The 19,493-nt window shown below is 69.2% G+C and carries 19 protein-coding genes; all 19 read left to right on the top strand.

What is annotated here, in order from left to right:
• Window position 1 precedes the first annotated feature (1 nt).
• Window positions 2–1,330 (top strand): endolytic transglycosylase MltG, encoded by a 1,329-nt coding sequence (gene mltG / locus FVP33_RS04005; protein WP_246142159.1) that lies wholly within the window; start codon window positions 2–4, stop codon window positions 1,328–1,330.
• Window positions 1,327–2,190 (top strand): shikimate dehydrogenase, encoded by an 864-nt coding sequence (locus tag FVP33_RS04000; RefSeq protein WP_147782342.1) that lies wholly within the window; start codon window positions 1,327–1,329, stop codon window positions 2,188–2,190. The genes mltG and FVP33_RS04000 overlap by 4 nt, the downstream gene beginning before the upstream one ends.
• A 46-nt stretch (window positions 2,191–2,236) precedes the next feature.
• Complete coding sequence (gene aroC / locus FVP33_RS03995) at window positions 2,237–3,451, top strand: chorismate synthase (protein WP_147782341.1); 1,215 nt, start codon at window positions 2,237–2,239, stop codon at window positions 3,449–3,451.
• A complete protein-coding gene (locus tag FVP33_RS03990) occupies window positions 3,448–3,972 on the top strand; it encodes a shikimate kinase (protein WP_147782340.1) in 525 nt (174 codons plus the stop codon). Before aroC ends, FVP33_RS03990 begins: the two co-directional genes overlap by 4 nt.
• Window positions 3,969–5,051, top strand: a complete 1,083-nt coding sequence (gene aroB / locus FVP33_RS03985) for a 3-dehydroquinate synthase (protein WP_147782339.1) — start codon at window positions 3,969–3,971, stop codon at window positions 5,049–5,051. Before FVP33_RS03990 ends, aroB begins: the two co-directional genes overlap by 4 nt.
• Before the next feature lie 240 nt (window positions 5,052–5,291).
• Complete coding sequence (locus FVP33_RS03980; RefSeq protein ID WP_147782338.1) at window positions 5,292–5,732, top strand: type II 3-dehydroquinate dehydratase; 441 nt, start codon at window positions 5,292–5,294, stop codon at window positions 5,730–5,732.
• Between the two features lie 95 nt (window positions 5,733–5,827).
• The gene (gene efp / locus FVP33_RS03975) at window positions 5,828–6,388 is read left to right on the top strand and encodes an elongation factor P (RefSeq protein WP_147782337.1); all 561 of its coding nucleotides are present in this window, start codon (window positions 5,828–5,830) and stop codon (window positions 6,386–6,388) included.
• A complete protein-coding gene (gene nusB, locus FVP33_RS03970) occupies window positions 6,388–6,801 on the top strand; it encodes a transcription antitermination factor NusB (RefSeq protein WP_147782336.1) in 414 nt (137 codons plus the stop codon). Before efp ends, nusB begins: the two co-directional genes overlap by 1 nt.
• Window positions 6,802–7,145: 344 nt before the next feature.
• Window positions 7,146–7,685 (top strand): bifunctional pyr operon transcriptional regulator/uracil phosphoribosyltransferase PyrR, encoded by a 540-nt coding sequence (pyrR, locus tag FVP33_RS03965; RefSeq protein ID WP_147782335.1) that lies wholly within the window; start codon window positions 7,146–7,148, stop codon window positions 7,683–7,685.
• Window positions 7,682–8,632 carry an aspartate carbamoyltransferase catalytic subunit gene (locus FVP33_RS03960; RefSeq protein ID WP_147782334.1) on the top strand — a complete coding sequence of 317 codons (951 nt, stop codon included), beginning with the start codon at window positions 7,682–7,684 and terminating at the stop codon, window positions 8,630–8,632. The genes pyrR and FVP33_RS03960 overlap by 4 nt, the downstream gene beginning before the upstream one ends.
• Window positions 8,629–9,984, top strand: coding sequence for a dihydroorotase (locus FVP33_RS03955; protein WP_147782333.1), 1,356 nt, complete (start codon window positions 8,629–8,631; stop codon window positions 9,982–9,984). The genes FVP33_RS03960 and FVP33_RS03955 overlap by 4 nt, the downstream gene beginning before the upstream one ends.
• On the top strand, window positions 9,977–10,492 hold the full coding sequence (locus FVP33_RS03950) for a PH-like domain-containing protein (RefSeq protein WP_147782332.1): 516 nt from the start codon (window positions 9,977–9,979) through the stop codon (window positions 10,490–10,492). Before FVP33_RS03955 ends, FVP33_RS03950 begins: the two co-directional genes overlap by 8 nt.
• Entirely contained in the window at window positions 10,489–11,640 is a 1,152-nt protein-coding gene (carA, locus tag FVP33_RS03945; RefSeq protein ID WP_425460932.1) for a glutamine-hydrolyzing carbamoyl-phosphate synthase small subunit, read from the top strand. The genes FVP33_RS03950 and carA overlap by 4 nt, the downstream gene beginning before the upstream one ends.
• Window positions 11,640–14,948, top strand: a complete 3,309-nt coding sequence (gene carB / locus FVP33_RS03940; protein ID WP_147782330.1) for a carbamoyl-phosphate synthase large subunit — start codon at window positions 11,640–11,642, stop codon at window positions 14,946–14,948. The genes carA and carB overlap by 1 nt, the downstream gene beginning before the upstream one ends.
• The gene (gene pyrF, locus FVP33_RS03935) at window positions 14,941–15,828 is read left to right on the top strand and encodes an orotidine-5'-phosphate decarboxylase (protein ID WP_187270565.1); all 888 of its coding nucleotides are present in this window, start codon (window positions 14,941–14,943) and stop codon (window positions 15,826–15,828) included. The genes carB and pyrF overlap by 8 nt, the downstream gene beginning before the upstream one ends.
• On the top strand, window positions 15,816–16,721 hold the full coding sequence (gene gmk / locus FVP33_RS03930) for a guanylate kinase (RefSeq protein ID WP_147782329.1): 906 nt from the start codon (window positions 15,816–15,818) through the stop codon (window positions 16,719–16,721). Before pyrF ends, gmk begins: the two co-directional genes overlap by 13 nt.
• 14 nt (window positions 16,722–16,735) lie before the next feature.
• A complete protein-coding gene (gene rpoZ, locus FVP33_RS03925; protein ID WP_147782328.1) occupies window positions 16,736–17,002 on the top strand; it encodes a DNA-directed RNA polymerase subunit omega in 267 nt (88 codons plus the stop codon).
• Between the two features lie 20 nt (window positions 17,003–17,022).
• On the top strand, window positions 17,023–18,225 hold the full coding sequence (coaBC, locus tag FVP33_RS03920) for a bifunctional phosphopantothenoylcysteine decarboxylase/phosphopantothenate--cysteine ligase CoaBC (protein WP_147782327.1): 1,203 nt from the start codon (window positions 17,023–17,025) through the stop codon (window positions 18,223–18,225).
• Between the two features lie 57 nt (window positions 18,226–18,282).
• Window positions 18,283–19,491 carry a methionine adenosyltransferase gene (metK, locus tag FVP33_RS03915; RefSeq protein WP_147782326.1) on the top strand — a complete coding sequence of 403 codons (1,209 nt, stop codon included), beginning with the start codon at window positions 18,283–18,285 and terminating at the stop codon, window positions 19,489–19,491.
• The last annotated feature ends 2 nt before the right edge of the window (window positions 19,492–19,493 follow it).

Here is a 19,493-nt window from a genome sequence, read left to right as displayed (position 1 = left end):
CGTGGCAGATGAGCCCAGCTGGGATGACATCTTTTCATCGCAACCCAGCCCGACCGCCGCGGATGACCAGTCGGCACCCCGGAGTCGCCGGGAGGCGAAGGAGAGCTCCGGTCGCCGGGAGGCGAAGGAGAGCTCCGGTCGCCGGGAGGCGCGGGAGGGCTCTCGCCGCCGCGAGACCAGGACGACCGCCGAGGCGCCCATCCGCCACGAGCGCGCGAGGCGGGGCGGCGACCGCGTAGACGAGCACGGGCTGCCGCCGCGCCGCAGACGCAGGCTCACCTGGCTGTGGGTGCTCATCGGCATCGTCGCGGTGCTCGGCGGGGCCTCGGCGGCCGCCTATTTCACCTTCGAACCGCAGATCAAGCAGGTGCTCGGCTGGGCCGAGCCGATCGACTACACCGGCTCCGGCACCGGCAGGGTCGTCGTGACGATCACCAACGGCCAGATCGGTTCGGATGTCGCGAAGACTCTTGCGAGCGCCGGGGTCACCAAGACCTACACCGCGTTCTACAAGCTTCTGTTGAAGCAGGATCCGCAGGTGCAGTTCCATCCCGGCAGTTATGCGCTCAAGAAGCAGATGAGTGCGAAGGCGGCCCTGGCCGCCCTCACCGATCCGAAGAGCAAGGTGTCGACCCAGCTCGTGCTTCCCGAGGGGATCACCGTCAAGGGCGTGATCAAGCGTCTTGCCGACCTGAGCGAGAGCACCGGAATCTCGGCGGCGCAGCTGGAGGTGGCCGCCGCGGATTACAAGTCGTTCGGTCTTCCGGCGGAGGCGCCGAACCTCGAGGGCTACCTCTTTCCTGCCACCTATTCGATCGAACCGGGTCAGACCGCCCACGCCGTGCTCCAGACCCTCGTCACCACGATGTTCCAGCACCTGGACGCCGATGGTGTGGCCCCGGCCGACCGTCACAAGGTACTCACCCTCGCCGCGCTCACCCAGAAGGAGGGCGGCAGCTCGGCCGACTTCTTCAAGGTGGCGCGGGTCTGGGACAACCGTCTCGCGGCCGGCATGCCGCTGCAGTCCGACGCGACGGTGAGCTACGGCTCCGGGGGCACCACCATCTCCACCACCGACGCCCAGCGCGCGGACAAGAGCAACCCATACAACACCTACGCGCACACCGGTCTGCCGATCGGGCCGATCTCCAACCCGGGCGACGCCGCGATCAAGGCGACGCTGCATCCGGCGGACGGCACCTGGCTCTTCTTCGTGCTCGTGAACGGCCAGACGGGGGAGACCGTGTTCTCCACGACCCTCGCCGAGCACAACGCGGCGGTCAAACAGTGGCAGGCGTGGTTGCGCGCCCACCCGGGGTTCGACGGGTGACCGTCGTCGAGCGTCGGCTCGCGGTGCTCGGTTCGCCGATCGCGCACTCCCAGTCGCCCGCCCTGCATCGGGCCGCCTACGCCGCCCTCGGGCTGCCCTGGTCGTACGACGCGATCGAGGTGACGACGGATGCCCTGCCGGGCTTCCTGGCCTCCTGCGGGCCGGAATGGCGAGGACTCTCGCTCACGATGCCGCTCAAGCGCGACGTGTTGCCGTTTCTCGACGAGCTGGACGAGTACGTGGAGATCACCGGCGGCGCGAACACCGTCGTCTTCGACCCGCGGCCCGGCGGACGCACGACGCGCGGATTCAACACCGACGTGTACGGCTTCCGCGAGGCGTTCCGCTCGGTGGGGGTGCGCCGGCTCAGCTCGGTGCGCCTCCTGGGCGGAGGAGCAACCGCGGCCTCGGCGATGGCGGCCGTCGCCGAACTCGGGGCGACCCGAATCGCCATCTCGGCGCGCACGCCGAAAAAGGTGACGCGGCTCCTGGCGCTGGGCGATCGACTCGGCGTCGACGTGGAGATCGAGCAGTTGAGCGAGCTCGACGACAGTGTCGTGCCCGACGTGGTGATTAGCACCATCCCGGGTTCGGCGCAGCTCGACATCCCGTTCACCGAGGAGACCCGGGCGAAGAGCGTGCTGCTCGAGGTGGCATACGACCCGTGGCCGACACCCCTCGCGGCCTCGTGGTTCGAGGCGGGCGGCCGGGTGATTCCCGGAATCGAGATGCTCGTGAACCAGGCGCTCATGCAGGTGCGCATCTTCGTGAGCGGGCATCCGCATCGTGCGCTGCGCGGCGAGCACCGGGTGTTCAGCGCGATGAGGGTCGCCGTCGGTCTCGACGGGGCGCCGGAGTAGGCGAACGCGCACGGGAGGAGTTTCTGCCTGTGCAAGGATTATCACCATGCTTCGATGGTTGACCGCAGGGGAATCGCACGGTCCGGAACTGGTGGCGATCCTCGAGGGACTGCCGGCCGGAGTGCCCGTGTCGATGGCCGGGATTCGCGCCGACCTTCACCGCCGCACGCTCGGCTACGGCCGCGGCGCTCGCCAGAAGTTCGAGCAGGATGAGCTCACGATCAGCGGCGGTGTGCGCTTCGGCCTGACCATGGGCAGCCCGATCGCGCTGCGCATCGGCAACACCGAGTGGCCGCGCTGGGTCGAGGTGATGAGCGCGGAGCCGGTGGACCCGGAGTCGCTGCCCAAGGGCCGAGGTGCCCCGCTCACCCGTCCGCGGCCGGGGCACGCGGACCTCGTCGGAATGCAGAAGTACGGTTTCGACGAGTCGCGCAACGTGCTCGAGCGCGCGAGCGCCCGCGAGACGGCCGCCCGGGTCGCCCTCGGGGCCGTCGCCCGTTCGTTCCTCGGCGAGCTCGGCATCCGGCTGCTCGCCCACACGCTGTCCATCGGGTCCGTGCGCGTGCCGGAGGGCAGCGCGCTTCCCGGCCCGGCCGACGTCGAGGCCCTCGACGCCGACCCGCTGCGCTGCTTCGACGCGGCGACCTCGGCGCTCATGGTCGCCGAGGTGGACGCCGCCCACGAGGACGGCGACACCCTCGGCGGCGTCGTGGAGGTGCTCGCCTACGGGGTGCCGCCCGGGCTCGGCTCGTACACGCACTGGGATCGTCGGCTCGACTCCCAGCTCGCCGCGGCCCTCATGGGCATCCAGGCCATCAAGGGCGTCGAGGTAGGCGACGGATTCCTCACCGCGACCCGCCGTGGCTCAGAGGCCCACGATGAACTCTTCCAGACGGATGACGGCATCGCCCGGTCGAGCGACCGCGCCGGGGGCACAGAGGGCGGCATGAGCACCGGAACCGTGTTGAGGGTGCGCGCGGGGATGAAACCCATCTCCACCGTGCCCCACGCGCTGCGCACCGTGGACATCGCCGGCGGCGGACCTGCCGAGGCGCACCACCAGCGCTCGGACGTCTGTGCCGTGCCGGCGGCGGGAGTCGTCGCCGAGGCCATGGTCGCGCTCGTGCTCGCCAACGCGGTGCTCGAGAAGTTCGGCGGGGACTCGATCGTGGAGACCCGGCGCAACCTCGACGGCTATCTCGCCGCCATCCCGGGCAACCTGCGCACCTCGGCGGCCTCCGACCCGCTGCTCGGTTCGTGAGCGAGGCCGGCCCGCACGTCGTGCTGATCGGGCCGCCCGGCGCGGGAAAGACCAGGCTGGGCAAGCGGATCGCCCGGCTGCTCAAGGCGAGCTTCATCGACACCGACCGGCGCATCGTGGCCAAACACGGCCCGATCGCCGAGATCTTCGCCCAGCGCGGCGAGGAGTACTTCCGCCGGCTCGAACGCGCGGAGGTGGCCCAGGCGCTCACCGAGCGTGCGGTGGTCTCGCTCGGCGGGGGAGCGGTGCTCAACCCGGACACCCAGCGCGAACTGGCGGCCCACCGTGTCGTGCTCGTGACCGTGAGCCCGGAGGCGGTGGAGGCACGCATCGCCGGGTCGACCAGACCGCTCGTCGCGGGCGGGATCGAGGCCTGGTCGAGGCTCGTCGAGGGCCGCCGCGAGATCTACGAGCGGCTCGCCTCCGCCACCTGGGACACCTCGAGCAGACCGCTCGACTCGATCGCAAACGAAATCGCCGAGTGGGCCTCCGCCGGCGACCCGATGAAGGACACCGAGTGAGCACCGTCACCAAGATCACCGTCCCGGTCCCCGGGGCGGACGCCTACGACGTCATCGTCGGGCGCAACATCCTCGATCGCCTCCCCGGCATCATCGGGCCGAACGCCCGGAAGGTGCTCATCGTGCATCCGCCGACGCTCGGCGCGCGGGCGGCGGCGCTGCGGGAGAGCCTCACCGGCGACTACGAGGTGCTGCTCGCCGAGATCCCGGACGCCGAAACCGGAAAGCGCGTGGAGGTCGCGGCGTTCTGCTGGCAGGTGATGGGGCAGGCGGACTTCACCCGCTCGGATGCCGTGATCGGCTTCGGAGGCGGCTCGGTCACCGACCTCGCCGGCTTCGTCGCCGCCACCTGGCTGCGCGGGGTGCGGCTCGTCAACGTGCCGACGACCCTCCTCGGCATGGTGGACGCGGCGATCGGCGGCAAGACCGGGATCAACACCGCCGAGGGCAAGAACCTCGTGGGCGCGTTCTACCCGCCCGCCGGAGTGGTGGTGGACCTCGAGACCCTCGACGGCATCAGCCAGATGGAGATCCTGGCCGGATTCGGCGAGGTCGTGAAGTACGGCTTCATCGCGGAGCCCGAGATCCTGGACATCATCGAGCGCTCCGTCGAGATCGCGACCGACCCGCGGTCCGACGAGTTCCGTCGGCTGGTCGAGCTGTCGATAGGCATCAAGGCACGGGTGGTCGGGCACGACCTCAAGGAGTCCGGCCTGCGGGAGATTCTCAACTACGGCCACACCCTCGGCCACGCGATCGAATACGCCGAGAGGTTCCAGTGGCGGCACGGGGCCGCTGTCGCGATCGGTATGGTCTACGCGGCGGAGCTCGCTCGACTCACCGGTCGGCTGTCCGACGAGGTTGTCGACAGGCACCGCAGCATCCTCACCTCGCTGCAGCTGCCGGTCAGCTACCCGGCGGGGCGCTGGAGCACCCTGCTGTCTGTGATGAAGCGCGACAAGAAGGCCCGAGGGGCCCTGCTGAGGTTCATCGTGCTCGACGACATCGCCAAGCCGACCACCCTCACCGGGCCCGACGAGAGCCTGCTCTTCGCGGCCTACCAGGAGATCGGCTCCTAGCACCGCGCATCCCGCCCCGCGCCGTACCTACGTTTCTCCGGAGGTTTCGTTTCTCCGGAGGTTTCGTTTCTCCGGAGGTTTCGTTTCTCCGGAGGTTTCGCGGTCGACGAGGTCGACACGCGGGAAATCGGCCCGAAATGGATGCGCCGAGGGCCGAACCTCCGGAGAAACGCGCGGCGGTCGGGCGAGCGAGACCCGACGAGTCCGGCGGGCGGATGTCGCCCGGTAGGCTCGACATCCATGGGCAGCATCCTCGTACTCAACGGTCCCAACCTCGGTCGCCTCGGCAGCCGGGAACCGGACGTCTACGGCAGCGGCACCCTCGACGACCTGCGCGCCAGGCTCGACTCCGAGGCGCCTCCCGGCCACGCCATCGACCTGCGCCAGACGAACGACGAGGCGGAGCTCATCGGCTGGCTCTACGAGGCCGTCGACACGTCCAGCCCGGTGATCCTCAATCCGGCGGCGTTCACGCACTACTCCTACGCTCTTCGGGATGCCGCTGCCCTGGTCACCAAGGCGGGCCTGATCCTCATCGAGGTGCACATCTCGAACCCGCACGCGCGCGAGGAGTTCCGCCACAACAGCGTGATCTCCGGTGTCGCCACCGGGGTGATCGCCGGCTTCGGTTTCGACTCCTACCTGCTCGCCCTCGACGCCGTAAACAGGCTCCTCGGCTAGCGGATGCCCTGCTCGGTGCGCCGAGCCGGTAAACTTGTGGTTTCGGCGCCTGGGCGCCCACCAACCTTTTCCCTCCAGAACGGATTTCTACAGCCATGGCCTCAACAGCTGACATCAGGAACGGCGTCGTTCTCAACATGGACGGCCAGCTCTGGACCGTGATCGACTTCCAGCACGTGAAGCCCGGCAAGGGCGGCGCGTTCGTGCGCACCAAGGTCAAGAACGTCATGAGCGGCAAGGTCGTCGACCGCACATTCAACGCCGGCGCGAAGATCGAGACCGAGACGGTCGATCGCTCGGAGTTCCAGTACCTGTACGCCGACGGCGAGAACTACGTCTTCATGGACGTGGGCAACTACGACCAGATCACCCTGTCGGCCGCCCAGGTCGGCGACGCGGCCAACTTCATGCTGGAGAACCAGAACGTGACGATCGCCCTGCACAACGGCGACCCCCTCTACGTGGAGCTCCCGGCATCCGTCGTGCTCGAGATCACCTACACCGAGCCAGGCCTCCAGGGCGACCGCTCAACCGGCGGCACCAAGCCGGCCACAGTGGAGACCGGTTACCAGATCCAGGTGCCGCTGTTCCTCGAGCAGGGCACCAAGGTGAAGGTCGACACGCGCGACGGCAGCTACCTCGGCCGCGTCAACTAGTGGGCGCCCGCACCAAGGCACGCAAGCGCGCGATCGACCTGCTCTACGGGGCAGACGTTCGCGAGATCTCGCTCAACTCCGCGATCGCCGTCGAGGCCGAGCGCGCGAAGAGTGAGCCCGACCGGTGGGCGTCCTGGGCCTACGCGCGCGAGATCGTGGAGGGCATCGCCGAGCACGGCGACGAGATCGACGAACTCATCGAGACTCACGCCCAGGGCTGGACCATCAACCGCATGCCGGTCCTCGATCGTGCGATCCTGCGCATCGGGATCTGGGAGATCATGTTCAACGACGAGATTCCGGATGCCGTGGCCATCTCCGAAGCCGTCGAGGCCGCGCAGGAGTACAGCACTGAGGACTCGGCCGGATTCGTCAACGGGTTGCTCGGCCGGATCGCCCAGCTGCACGTCTGACCGCTGCGGTGCTCGCGGTGACGCCGCGCCCGCGTTTCGCGTTACACGTTTCGTGTTTCGCGTTACGCGGCGCGGCCAGCCCGGTGCCGCGCCCGCCCCGCGTTTCTCCGGAGGTTTTGCCGCTGGGGCATCCGATCCGGTCCGTTTTCGGCCGCTGCGGTCGATTTCGGCTGGAACCTCCGGAGAAACGCGGATTTGCGCGGGTTGCGCGGTGCCCGGCCCGGCGGGAGCAACGCGGGTCGCGCGGAGAAACGCGGCGTGCCCCGGCGCGCCCCGGCGCCCGGTATAGTGTGGGCTGTAGACATCCTTAAATTCCGTCCAGAGAGGCGGGGAAGGAGGTCAGATTGCCCGCACGAATCGTGCTCCAGCAAGCTGATATCACCCGCGCGTTGACTCGCATCTCCCACGAGATCCTTGAGTCCAATCGGGGACCGGACAATCTCGTCATCCTCGGCATCCCCACGCGCGGAGTCGTGCTCGCCGATCGCATCGGGGGCCTGCTGCGGGAGATCTCCGGCACGCTCGTGCCGGTCGGCGCCCTCGACGTGACGCTGTACCGGGACGACCTCGGCCGCAACCCCACCCGCGCGCCGTCTCCCACCCAGGTGCCGCCGGGCGGAATCGACGGCAAGACGGTGGTTCTCGTCGACGACGTGCTCTACTCCGGCCGCACGATCCGCGCTGCCCTCGACGCCCTCGGCAGCATCGGCCGGCCGAGCATCGTGCGCCTCGCGACCCTCATCGACCGCGGCCATCGCGAACTGCCGATCCGCCCGGACTTCGTGGGCAAGAACCTGCCGTCGTCGCAGAGCGAGCGCATCAACGTTCACCTGCAGGAGATCGACGGCGACGAGTACGTGTCGATCGAGGAGAGCGGATCATGAGGCACCTGCTGAGCACCCGCGACCTGTCCCGCGACCAGGCAATCGCCATCCTGGACGTGGCGGAGGACATGGCCGACGTCGCCGACCGTGAGGTGAAGAAGCTCCCCACCCTGCGCGGAAAGACCGTGGTTAACCTCTTCTTCGAGGATTCGACCCGCACCCGGATCTCCTTCGAGGCCGCCGCGAAGCGGTTGAGCGCGGATGTCATCAACTTCAGCGCGAAGGGGTCGAGCGTCTCGAAGGGCGAGAGCCTCAAGGACACCGCGCAGACCCTCGCCGCCATCGGAGCGGACGCCGTCGTAATCCGGCACGGCTCCTCCGGTGCGCCGCTCGTGCTCGCCAACGCGGGCTGGATCGAGGCGGCGATCGTCAATGCGGGCGACGGCACGCACGAACATCCCACCCAGGCCCTGCTCGACGCCTTCACCATCCGACGAAGGCTGCACGGTCCGGCGTCCCGCGGCCACGGCCTCGACGGCGTGACGGTGACGATCGTGGGCGACATCCTGCACTCCCGCGTCGCCCGCTCGAACGTGTGGCTGCTCACGACTCTCGGCGCCTCGGTGACGCTGGTCGCGCCGGCCACCCTCCTGCCGATCGGCGTCGACGAGTGGCCGGTCGCCGTGCTGTTCGACCTGGACGAGGCCCTGGCCCGGCAGGCGGACGTCGTGATGATGCTGCGAATCCAGTCCGAGCGGATGCACGCGGCATTCTTCCCGAACGCGCGCGAATATTCGCGGCAGTGGGGCCTCGACGACGGCCGTCTCGACCGTCTCGGCCCGGATAGCATTGTGATGCACCCCGGGCCGATGAATCGCGGTCTCGAAATCTCAGCGGGAGCCGCCGACTCGCCCCAATCGACCGTGCTGGAGCAGGTCGCCAACGGAGTGTCGGTGAGGATGGCAGTGCTCTACCTTCTGCTCTCCGGCGAAAGGACCCTGTCATGACCGAAACCATCCTGGTGCGGGGAGCGACCCTCGCGGACGGCACCCGCACCGACATCCTCGTTCGAGCCGGCGTGATCGCCGAGCTCGGCAAGGCCATCTTCGCCTCGGCGGATCGCCTGATCGACGCCGACGGCCTCATCGCCCTTCCCGGCCTCGTCGACCTGCATACCCACCTGCGCGAGCCGGGGTTCGAGCAGAGCGAGACGGTGCTCACCGGGTCGCGGGCCGCGGCGATCGGCGGCTTCACCGCCGTGCACGCCATGGCCAACACCTCGCCCGTCGCGGACACCGCGGGCGTGGTCGAGCAGGTCCAGGCCCTCGGCGTGGCCGCCGGCTACGTCACCGTACGGCCGATCGGTGCGGTCACGGTCGGACTCGAGGGCAGGCAGCTTGCCGAGATCGGCGCGATGGCCAACAGCCGGGCGCGGGTTCGCGTGTTCTCCGACGACGGCAAGTGCGTGTCGGATGCCCTGCTCATGCGTCGCGCACTCGAGTACGTCACGACGTTCGGGGGAGTGGTGGCCCAGCACGCGCAGGAGCCGCGGCTCACCGAGGGCGCGCAGATGAACGAGGGAACCCTCTCCGGCGAGCTCGGCCTGGCCGGCTGGCCGGCCGTGGCGGAGGAGTCGATCATCGCGAGGGACGTGCTGCTCGCCCAGCACGTGGGCGCCCGGCTCCATATCTGCCACCTGTCGACCGCCGGTTCGGTGGATGTGGTGCGCTGGGCGAAGGCGCGCGGAATCGCCGTGACCGCCGAGGTCACCCCGCACCACCTGCTGCTCACCGAACAGCTCGCGAGCGGCTACGACTCCCGGTACAAGGTCAATCCGCCGCTGCGCCGCGACGAGGACGTGCATGCCGTGCGCGCCGGACTTGCCGATGGCACGATCGACATCGTGGCGACCGACCACGCGCCCCATCCGGTCGAGGCTAAGGACTGCGAGTGGGAGGCTGCGGCCTTCGGCATGGTCGGCCTCGAGTCCGCGCTCTCGGTGGTGCAGGCCTCGGTGGTGGACACCGGGCTGCTCGACTGGTCGGACGTGGCCAGGGTGTTCTCCCGCGCGCCGGCGGCGATCGGCAGGCTCGATGGCTACGACCGCGGAATCGCGGTGGGGTCACCTGCCGAGTTCACCCTCTACGACGCATCGGCAAGCCGGGTCTTCGACACGAGTCGCCTGCGTGGCAAGGGTCTCAACTCCCCGTACCTCGAGACGACTCTGCCGGGGCGGGTGGTGGCGACGATCCACGACGGATACGCGACGGTACTCGACGGCGAACTCGTCGAGGCGGATGCCGTCGCCCGGTTCGCCGCGGCGGCCGGCGCTCGCGAGGCGGGGGTGCGCAATGGATAGGGCGGTCTCGACCTCGATCGTGGTGGCCGTGATCGTGCTCGCCCTCGCCGGGATGGCCATCGGCTGGCGTGCCCGCCGGCGGCGGCAGTCCCATGTACCGCGGCCGCCGGCCGTGCCCGCCGAGATCGGCGCCGTCCTCGCTTCCGCCGACGTCTTCTACGTGGCGACCACCGTCGCGGGGCGGCCCCTCGAACGCATCGCGGTGGGCGGGCTGGGATTCCGGGCGCGCGCCACGGTGACCGTCGCCGATCGCGGCATCGTGCTCGGCATCGCCGGCGAGCCGGAGGCCTTCCTCCCCGTCGAGTCGCTCCGCGCAGTGGAGCGGGCCACCTGGACCATCGACCGTGTGGTCGAGACCGGCGGACTGATTCTCATCGCCTGGACCCTGGGCGACACGGAGGTCGACAGCTACCTCCGCGTCGCCGAGCAGGCAGACCCCACCCCGATCATCGAGGCGGTCGAGCGACTGCTCGACCGCTCTCAAACCCATGGAAGTGAGGCATCGTGACGCGCTTCGAACCCGCCGTCCTCGTGCTCGAAGACGGAACTCGATACGACGGGAACGCGTACGGCGCCCGAGGGCGCGCCCTCGGGGAGGCCGTCTTCGCCACCGGGATGACCGGCTACCAGGAGACCATCACCGATCCCTCCTACGCGGGACAGATCGTGATGATGACGGCCCCGCACATCGGCAACACCGGGGTGAACGACGAAGACCCGGAGTCCGACCGCGTCTGGGTCGCCGGTTTCGTGGTGCGCGACCCGTCGCGAATCGTGTCCAACTACCGCGCGAACGGCAGCCTCGACGACCAGCTCGTGGAGCAGGGAGTCGTGGGCATCAGCGGCGTGGACACACGCGCCGTCACCCGTCGACTGAGGGATGCCGGGGCGATGCGCTCGGGAATCTTCTCCGGCGCCGAGGCGGCGCTCGGCGCGGCCGAGCAGCTCGCCATCGTGCGCGCCGGGGCGCAGATGCAGGGACTCAACCTGTCGGCGCGGGTGTCGGTGACCGAGCCCAAGACCCTCCTCGCGACATCCGAGCGAATCGGCTCGGTGGCCGTGCTCGACCTCGGCGTGAAGGACTCGACCCTGCGCTACCTCGCCTCGCGCGGCCTCGACGTGCACGTGCTGCCGCAGTCGGTGACGGCCGACGAGTTGTTCGCGCTGCACCCGGATGCGGTCTTCTATTCGAACGGGCCGGGCGACCCCGCCGCGTCCGGCACCCATGTCGAACTGCTGCAGGCGGTGCTGCGCAAGAGGCTGCCGTTCTTCGGGATCTGCTTCGGCAACCAACTTCTCGGCCGCGCGCTCGGCCTCTCCACCTACAAGCTGCCCTTCGGCCACCGCGGCATCAACCAGCCGGTTCTCGACAAGGCCACGGGACGAGTGGAGATCACCGCCCACAATCACGGCTTCGCCGTCGACGCCCCGCTCGACGGGGTCTTCGACTCGCCGGCCGGGTTCGGCCGCGTCGAGGTGAGCCACGTCAACCTCAACGACAACGTCGTCGAGGGACTCAACGCCCTCGACATCCCGGCCTTCTCGGTGCAGTACCACCCGGAGGCGGCCGCCGGCCCGCACGACGCCAACTACCTGTTCGACCGGTTCAGGGACCTCATTCTCGCCGTCAAGGCCGCAGAGACGGAAAGCAAGTAATGCCCAAGCGCGACGACATCACCTCGGTTCTCGTGATCGGCTCAGGCCCGATCGTGATCGGCCAGGCCTGCGAATTCGACTACTCGGGCACCCAGGCCTGCCGTGTGCTCCGCGAGGAGGGTGTGCGGGTGATCCTGATCAACTCGAACCCCGCCACGATCATGACCGACCCCGACTTCGCCGACGCGACCTACGTCGAGCCGATCACCTGGCAGGTGATCGAGACGATCATCGCCAAGGAGCGCCCGGACGCGATCCTGCCGACCCTCGGCGGCCAGACCGCGCTGAACGCCGCGATCGACCTGCACAACCACGGCATCCTCGAGAAGTACGACGTCGAGCTGATCGGCGCGAACTTCGAGGCGATCAACAAGGGCGAGGATCGGCAGATCTTCAAGCAGCTCGTTCTCGACGCCGGGGCGGATGTCGCGCGCAGCCACATCGCCCACACGGTCGGCGAGGCCATCGAGTTCGCCAAGGATCTCGGCTACCCGCTCGTGATCCGGCCGTCATTCACCATGGGCGGGCTCGGGTCGGGCTTCGCGTACACCGAGGCCGAACTGGTGCGCATGGTCGGCGACGGCCTGCACCAGAGCCCGACGAGCGAGGTCCTGCTCGAGGAGTCGATCCTCGGCTGGAAGGAGTACGAGCTCGAGCTCATGCGGGATACCGCCGACAACACCGTCGTCGTATGCTCCATCGAGAATGTAGACCCGGTCGGTGTGCACACCGGCGACTCGATCACCGTCGCTCCCGCGCTCACCCTCACCGACCGCGAGTACCAGAACCTCCGCGACATCGGCATCGACATCATCCGCGCCGTGGGAGTGGACACCGGCGGCTGCAACATCCAGTTCGCGATCGACCCGGCGAACGGCCGCGTCATCGTCATCGAGATGAACCCCCGGGTCTCCCGGTCGAGCGCCCTCGCCTCGAAGGCCACCGGCTTCCCGATCGCCAAGATCGCCGCCAAGCTCGCGATCGGCTACCGGCTCGACGAGATCCCCAACGACATCACGAAGGTCACCCCCGCGAGCTTCGAGCCGACCCTGGACTACGTGGTCGTGAAGGTTCCCCGGTTCGCGTTCGAGAAGTTCCCAGCCGCGGATGCCACCCTCACCACCACCATGAAGTCGGTCGGCGAGGCGATGGCCATCGGCCGCAACTACTCCACCGCGCTGCAGAAGGCGCTTCGGTCCCTGGAGAAGCGCGGATCGAGCTTCCACTGGGACGGTGTGCCCGGCGACAAGGACGAGCTGCTCGCGATCGCCGCCGTGCCCACCGACGGCCGCATCGTCACCGTGCAGCAGGCGCTGCGCGCCGGGGCCACGATCGACGAGGTATTCGAGTCGACGAAGATCGACCCCTGGTTCATCGACCAGATCGTGCTGATCAACGAGGTCGCCGAGGAGATCGGGTCGTTCCGGCCGCTCGACGCGTCCCTGCTGCGGCTTGCGAAGGACCACGGCTTCAGCGACGTGCAGATCGCGGCGCTCCGCGGCCTCACCGAGGCCGAGGTGCGCGTGATCCGCCACGCGTTCGGCGTGCGTCCGGTCTTCAAGACAGTCGACACCTGCGCCGGCGAGTTCCCCGCCCTCACCCCGTACCACTACTCGAGCTACGACCAGGAGACCGAGGTGCGGCCGAGCGACCGACGCAAGGTCGTGATCCTCGGTTCCGGCCCGAACCGCATCGGCCAGGGCGTGGAGTTCGACTACTCCTGCGTGCACGCGAGCTTCGCGCTCTCCGACGCGGGCTTCGAGACCATCATGATCAACTGCAACCCCGAGACGGTCTCCACCGACTACGACACGAGCGACCGCCTCTACTTCGAGCCGCTCACCCTGGAGGACGTGCTCGAGGTCGTGCACGCGGAGAGCCAGAGCGGCGAGCTGGTCGGAGTGATCGTGCAGCTCGGTGGCCAGACCGCTCTCGGGCTGGCGAAGGGCCTCAAGGCGGCCGGCGTCACCATCCTCGGCACGACCCCGGAGGCCATCGACCTCGCCGAGGAGCGTGGCCTGTTCCAGGGCATCCTCGACGCCGCCGGCCTCGTCGCCCCGCGCAACGGCACCGCCATCGACTATCGGGAGGCCGTCGTCGTCGCCGAGGAGATCGGCTACCCCGTGCTCGTTCGTCCCTCCTACGTCCTCGGCGGCCGGGGCATGGAGATCGTCTACGACAGCCCGTCGCTGCTCGACTACTTCGGTCGCATCGCCGACCAGGGGATCGTCGGTCCCGGGCATCCGCTGCTCGTCGACCGCTTCCTCGACGACGCGATCGAGATCGACATCGACGCCCTCTACGACGGCACCGAGCTCTACGTCGGTGGCGTCATGGAGCACATCGAGGAGGCCGGCATCCACTCCGGCGACTCGAGCTGCACCCTGCCCCCGGTCACCCTCGGTCGCGAGCAGATCGCGCGGGTTCGCGAGGCGACCCTGGCGATCGCGAAGGGCATCGGCGTGCGCGGTCTCATCAACGTGCAGTTCGCGATCGGCGCCGGAGTGCTCTACGTGCTCGAGGCCAACCCGCGGGCGTCGCGCACGGTGCCCTTCGTGGCGAAGGCCCTGGGGCTGCCGATCGCCAAGGCGGCGTCCCTGATCATGGTCGGTCGCAGCATCCGGTCCCTCGTCGAAGACGGCATGCTGCCGCCGGTCGACGGCTCCGTCGTGCCGATGGATTCGCCGGTCGCGGTGAAGGAGGCCGTGCTGCCGTTCAAGCGCTTCCGCACCAAGGAGGGCCAGGTCGTCGACTCGGTGCTCGGCCCGGAGATGCGCTCCACCGGCGAGGTCATGGGCATCGACTCCAACTTCCCCAAGGCGTTTGCCAAGAGCCAGGAGGCGGCCTACGGAGGGCTGCCGACGAGCGGGAGCGTCTTCGTCTCGGTGGCGGACCGCGACAAGCGCGCGATCATCCTGCCCGTGCTTCGACTGCAGCAGCTCGGCTTCGAGATCCTCGCAACGATCGGCACGGCGGAGATCCTCAGCCGCAACGGCATCACGGCCCGCGTCGTGCGCAAGTACGACCAGGGCGAGGTGTCGATCGAGGGCGAGCCATCGATCGTGGACCTGATCAACCGCTCGGAGGTGGATGTCGTGATCAACACCCCCAGCGGCCGCAGCGCCCGGGTCGACGGCTACGAGATTCGCGCTGCCGCGGTCGCGGCGGACCTGCCGCTCTTCACCACCATCGCCCAACTGGGTGCCGCCGTCGCCTCGGTCGAAGCCATCCGCGACGGCTTCGACGTGAAGTCGCTGCAGGACTACGCGATCGAGCGCGGCGAGCGACTGGCGGCGCTGGGTGGCTGAGCCGGCGCGCCCGGCGACCGTCGTGGGCTTCGGCGACCGCCTCGCGACAGTGTTCGACAGCGTCGGGCAGTTGTGCGTCGGCATCGACCCGCACGCCTGGCTGTTGAGGGAGTGGGACCTGCCGGACTCCGCCGCGGGGGCACGAGAGTTCGGCCTCCGCGTGGTGGAGGCCACGGCAGGTCGTGCGGGCATCGTCAAGCCGCAGGTCGCGTTCTTCGAGCGCTACGGCTCGGCGGGGTTCGCGGCGCTCGAGGATGTGCTCGCCGCCGCTCGTGCCGCCGGACTGCTCGTGATCGCCGACGCGAAGCGCGGGGACCTCGGCACGAGCGTCGAGGCCTACGGGCAGGCCTGGCTCGCGCCGGGCGGACCGCTCGAGTGCGATGCCATGACGATCAGCGCGTACATGGGCGTGGGGTCGATCGAGGCTCCGATGCGCCTCGCCGAGCAGGCCGGCAAGGGCCTCTTCGTGCTCGCGGCGACCTCCAACCCGGAGGCGTTCGAGGTGCAGACGGCGACGGTCGCACGCGGGGCGAGAGCCGGGCGATCCGTCGCTGCGAGTATCGTCGGTGATGTGGTGTCCTGGAACAAACTGCACACGTCGGGGGTCGGCGGATCCGTGGGGGTCGTCCTCGGGGCCACAGTCGACTTCTCCGCCTTCGGAATCGACCTCGGAGAACTCGCGGGCTCGCCCTCGACGCCGGTACTGGCGCCCGGGTTCGGCCACCAGGGTGCCCGATACTCCCAACTCGCTTCGCTCTACGGACCGGCGGCCCCGCACGCCGTCGTGAGCGCGTCCCGCAGCATCCTCCAGGCCGGTCCGGCGGGCGTCGCCGAAGCCATCGCGACCCAGGCGAGCGAGGTTCTCGCATGCCGCGGGTAGCCCCACCCGAGGTGGACCGGGCCGCCGCGGCGCGCGCCGCCGTCGCCGCGAGGCAGGCCAGGGCCGCCGTCAAGAAGTCCGTGCACGATCGCACCCGCAGCGCGCTCGACGTCGTCGACGCGGCCTGGTCAGCGAGTGCGGCGCCGGCCGAGGCGAGCCTGCGGGTTCGGGAACTGCTCACGAGCATCCCGAGTCTCGGGCCCACCCGGGTGGCCAGGGCCATGGAACAGCTCGGGATCGCGGAGTCCAAGCGGGTCGGCGGCCTCGGAGTGCGGCAGCGTCGACGCCTGCGCGAGTGGCTCGAGCGCCGGGACAATCACGGCGGGGAGCAGCAGCGAGCCCGTCTCGTGGTGCTCGCCGGACCCACGGCCGTCGGCAAGGGCACCGTGTCCACCTACATCCGGGAGAACTACCCGGACGTGCACCTGTCCGTCTCGGCCACGACGAGGTCGCCCCGTCCGGGCGAGGTCGACGGGGTCAACTACTTCTTCGTGAGCGACGAGCAGTTCGACCACCTGATCGAGACCGGCCAGATGCTCGAAACGGCGACCGTGCACAACGCGTTCCGCTACGGCACCCCCCGGGAGCCCATCGAGGAGGCGCTCGCCCGTGGCCAGAGCGTGCTGCTCGAGATCGACCTCCAGGGTGCACGGTCGGTGCGCAAGGAGATGCCGGAGGCCGTGCTGGTGTTCCTGCTGCCGCCGACCTGGGACGAACTCGTGCGCCGACTGATCGGCCGCGGCACCGAGGATTCGGTCGAACAGCAGCGCCGGCTCGAGACGGCGAAGGTCGAATTGGCCGCCCAGGACGAGTTCGATTACCGGGTTGTCAACCACGAAGTCAGCCAGGCCGCCCGCGAGGTCGTAGACTTGATGGCAATCCCCAAGAAATAACAGGAGTATCACGCATGGTTGAACGCGCCAAGGGCATCATCGATCCGCCCATCGACGAACTGCTGTCGAAGGTCGACTCGAAGTACGCGCTCGTGATCTTCGCGTCCAAGCGGGCCCGCCAGATCAACGACTACTATGCGGACCTCCACGAGGGAAGCCTCTTCGACAACGTCGGACCCCTCGTCGACTCGACGATCGACGACAAGCCGCTCTCGGTGGCGATGCACGAAATCAACGAGGACAAGCTCGTCGTGAAGGCCCTCGCCGAGCCGGCCGAGTAACTTCCCTCTAGGCTCCTCGTATGAGTGGCCCGTTGAACATCGTCGTCGGAATAACCGGCGGCATCGCCGCGTACAAGGCCGTGGGCGTGGTTCGAGCCCTCGTGCTCGCCGGACACGACGTGCACGTGGTGGCGACGGATGCCGCGCTGCGGTTCGTGGGCAGGCCCACTCTCGAGGCCATCAGCCGTAACCCCGTGCACACCGACCTCTACGAGGGGGTGGCGGAGGTGCGGCACGTGGCGATCGGGCAGGCCGCCGACCTGATCGTCGTCGCGCCGGCCACCGCGAACACCATCGCGAAGCTCGCGGCGGGCCTCGCCGACGACCTTCTCGGCAACACCATCCTCGCGAGCCGCGCGCCGATTGTGCTCGCCCCGGCGATGCACACCGAGATGTGGCAGAACCCCGCTACCGTCGCGAACGTCGCCACCCTGAGATCCCGCGGCGTGACGATCGTGGGACCGGGTGTCGGACAGCTGACCGGCACCGACTCCGGGCCGGGCCGAATGGTCGAGCCGGACGTGATCGCCGCCGCCGCCCTCGCGGTGCTCGTGCCCAAGGACCTCGTCGGTCGCCGGATCGTCGTCAGTGCGGGCGGCACGCGGGAGGCCCTCGACCCGGTGCGTTACCTCGGCAATCGCTCGAGCGGCAGGCAGGGCGTCGCCATCGCGATCGCGGCCGCCGCGCGGGGGGCCGACGTCACCCTCATCGGCGCGAACCTCGAGATCGACGTCCCATCCTCCATCCACGTGCTGCACGTCGTGTCCACTCTCGAACTGGCGGCTGCCGTGGAGCTCGCGGCGAGGGACGCCGACGTGGTCATCATGGCCGCCGCCGTCGCCGACTACCGCCCGGAGCGGGTGGCCGAGTCGAAGATCAAGAAGGACGAGCACGGCGATCGCCTCACGCTCGAGCTCGTGCGCAACCCGGACATCCTGGCCACCCTCGGCGAGAGCCGTCGCCCGGGGCAGGTGATCGTGGGATTCGCCGCGGAGACCGAGACCGACCGCGACCGACTGCTCGATCTCGGCCGAGCCAAGGTGGCGCGCAAGCGCAGCGACTTTCTCGTCGTCAACAGGGTGGGCTGGAACGAAGGCTTCGCCACGGAGGGCAACACGGTCATCGTGCTCGACGGGCGCGGCGATATAGTGATTGAGGCTTCAGGCAGCAAGGCGTCGGTGGCTGGTCGTATTCTCGACGTTCTGGCGCGTCCCGGGGCTTGATCGACTCAGCCGTCCGCCCTGCCGCATGACACGAGACACATTCCTAGCGAGGCAGACATGACCGCATCAGCGCACGCACCTCTACGCCTCTTCACGTCGGAGTCGGTGACCGAGGGCCACCCGGACAAGATCTGCGACCAGATCTCGGACAGCATCCTGGATGCCCTGCTCACAGTCGACCCGCACAGTCGCGTCGCCGTGGAGACCCTGGTCACCACCGGCCTCGTGCACGTCGCCGGCGAGGTCACCACCTCCGGCTACGTCGACATCCCCACCATCGTGCGCGACCGCATCTGGAACATCGGCTACAACTCCTCCGAGGTCTGGTTCGACGGCCGCTCCTGCGGCGTCTCCGTGTCCATCGGCGGCCAGTCCCCGGACATCGCGCAGGGCGTCGACGACGCCTTCGAGAGCCGCGAGGAGTCGAGCGGCGACGACCTCGACCGTCAGGGCGCCGGCGACCAGGGGATCATGTTCGGCTACGCCACGACCGAGACCCCGGAGTACATGCCGGTGCCGATCTGGCTCGCCCACCGGATGGCCGAGCGGCTCGCCGAGGTGCGCAAGACCGGGGTCGTGGACTACCTCCGGCCCGATGGCAAGACGCAGGTGACGATCGGCTACGACGGGATCGTGCCCCGCACCGTCGAGACCGTGGTGCTGTCGACCCAGCACTCGCCGCTCGTGAGCACCCAGACCCTTCGCGCCGAGATCGAGGAACTCGTCATCCGCCCGGTGCTGGATCGCATCGAGCTCGACAGCGTCGACCCGCGCGTGCTCATCAACCCCACCGGGCGGTTCGAGATCGGCGGGCCGCAGGGCGATGCCGGGCTCACCGGCCGCAAGATCATCGTCGACACCTACGGCGGGGCCAGCCGCCACGGCGGTGGGGCCTTCAGCGGCAAGGACCCGTCGAAGGTCGACCGCTCGGCCGCCTACGCCATGCGCTGGGTCGCCAAGAACGTGGTCGCGGCCGGACTCGCCGACCGCCTCGAGGTGCAGGTCGCCTACGCGATCGGCAAGGCGGCGCCGGTCGGACTCTACGTGGAGTCGTTCGGCACCGCGCACGTGGCGGAGGCCTCGATCATCGAGGCCATCCGCCAGGTCTTCGACCTGCGACCGGCGGCGATCATCCGCGATCTCGACCTGCTGCGTCCCATCTACGCCGTCACGGCCACCTACGGCCACTTCGGGCGCGAGCTGCCCGAGTTCACTTGGGAACGGCTCGACCGCGTGGACGACCTGCGCAGCGCTGCCGGGCTTTAGCC

The sequence above is a fragment of the Lacisediminihabitans profunda genome, assembly GCF_008040105.1.
GTDB lineage: Bacteria > Actinomycetota > Actinomycetes > Actinomycetales > Microbacteriaceae > Lacisediminihabitans > Lacisediminihabitans profunda.
This window is presented reverse-complemented; position numbering and strand designations above follow the sequence as displayed.

Excerpts from the sequence above, each read along its gene's own strand:
- aroC (WP_147782341.1), top strand. The coding sequence starts at position 2,237 with ATGCTTCGATGGTTGACCGCAGGGGAATCGCACGGTCCGGAACTGGTG.
- FVP33_RS03980 (WP_147782338.1), top strand. The coding sequence starts at position 5,292 with ATGGGCAGCATCCTCGTACTCAACGGTCCCAACCTCGGTCGCCTCGGC.
- efp (WP_147782337.1), top strand. The coding sequence starts at position 5,828 with ATGGCCTCAACAGCTGACATCAGGAACGGCGTCGTTCTCAACATGGAC.
- FVP33_RS03960 (WP_147782334.1), top strand. The coding sequence starts at position 7,682 with ATGAGGCACCTGCTGAGCACCCGCGACCTGTCCCGCGACCAGGCAATC.
- FVP33_RS03955 (WP_147782333.1), top strand. The coding sequence starts at position 8,629 with ATGACCGAAACCATCCTGGTGCGGGGAGCGACCCTCGCGGACGGCACC.
- FVP33_RS03950 (WP_147782332.1), top strand. The coding sequence starts at position 9,977 with ATGGATAGGGCGGTCTCGACCTCGATCGTGGTGGCCGTGATCGTGCTC.
- carB (WP_147782330.1), top strand. The coding sequence starts at position 11,640 with ATGCCCAAGCGCGACGACATCACCTCGGTTCTCGTGATCGGCTCAGGC.
- gmk (WP_147782329.1), top strand. The coding sequence starts at position 15,816 with ATGCCGCGGGTAGCCCCACCCGAGGTGGACCGGGCCGCCGCGGCGCGC.
- rpoZ (WP_147782328.1), top strand. The coding sequence starts at position 16,736 with ATGGTTGAACGCGCCAAGGGCATCATCGATCCGCCCATCGACGAACTG.
- coaBC (WP_147782327.1), top strand. The coding sequence starts at position 17,023 with ATGAGTGGCCCGTTGAACATCGTCGTCGGAATAACCGGCGGCATCGCC.
- metK (WP_147782326.1), top strand. The coding sequence starts at position 18,283 with ATGACCGCATCAGCGCACGCACCTCTACGCCTCTTCACGTCGGAGTCG.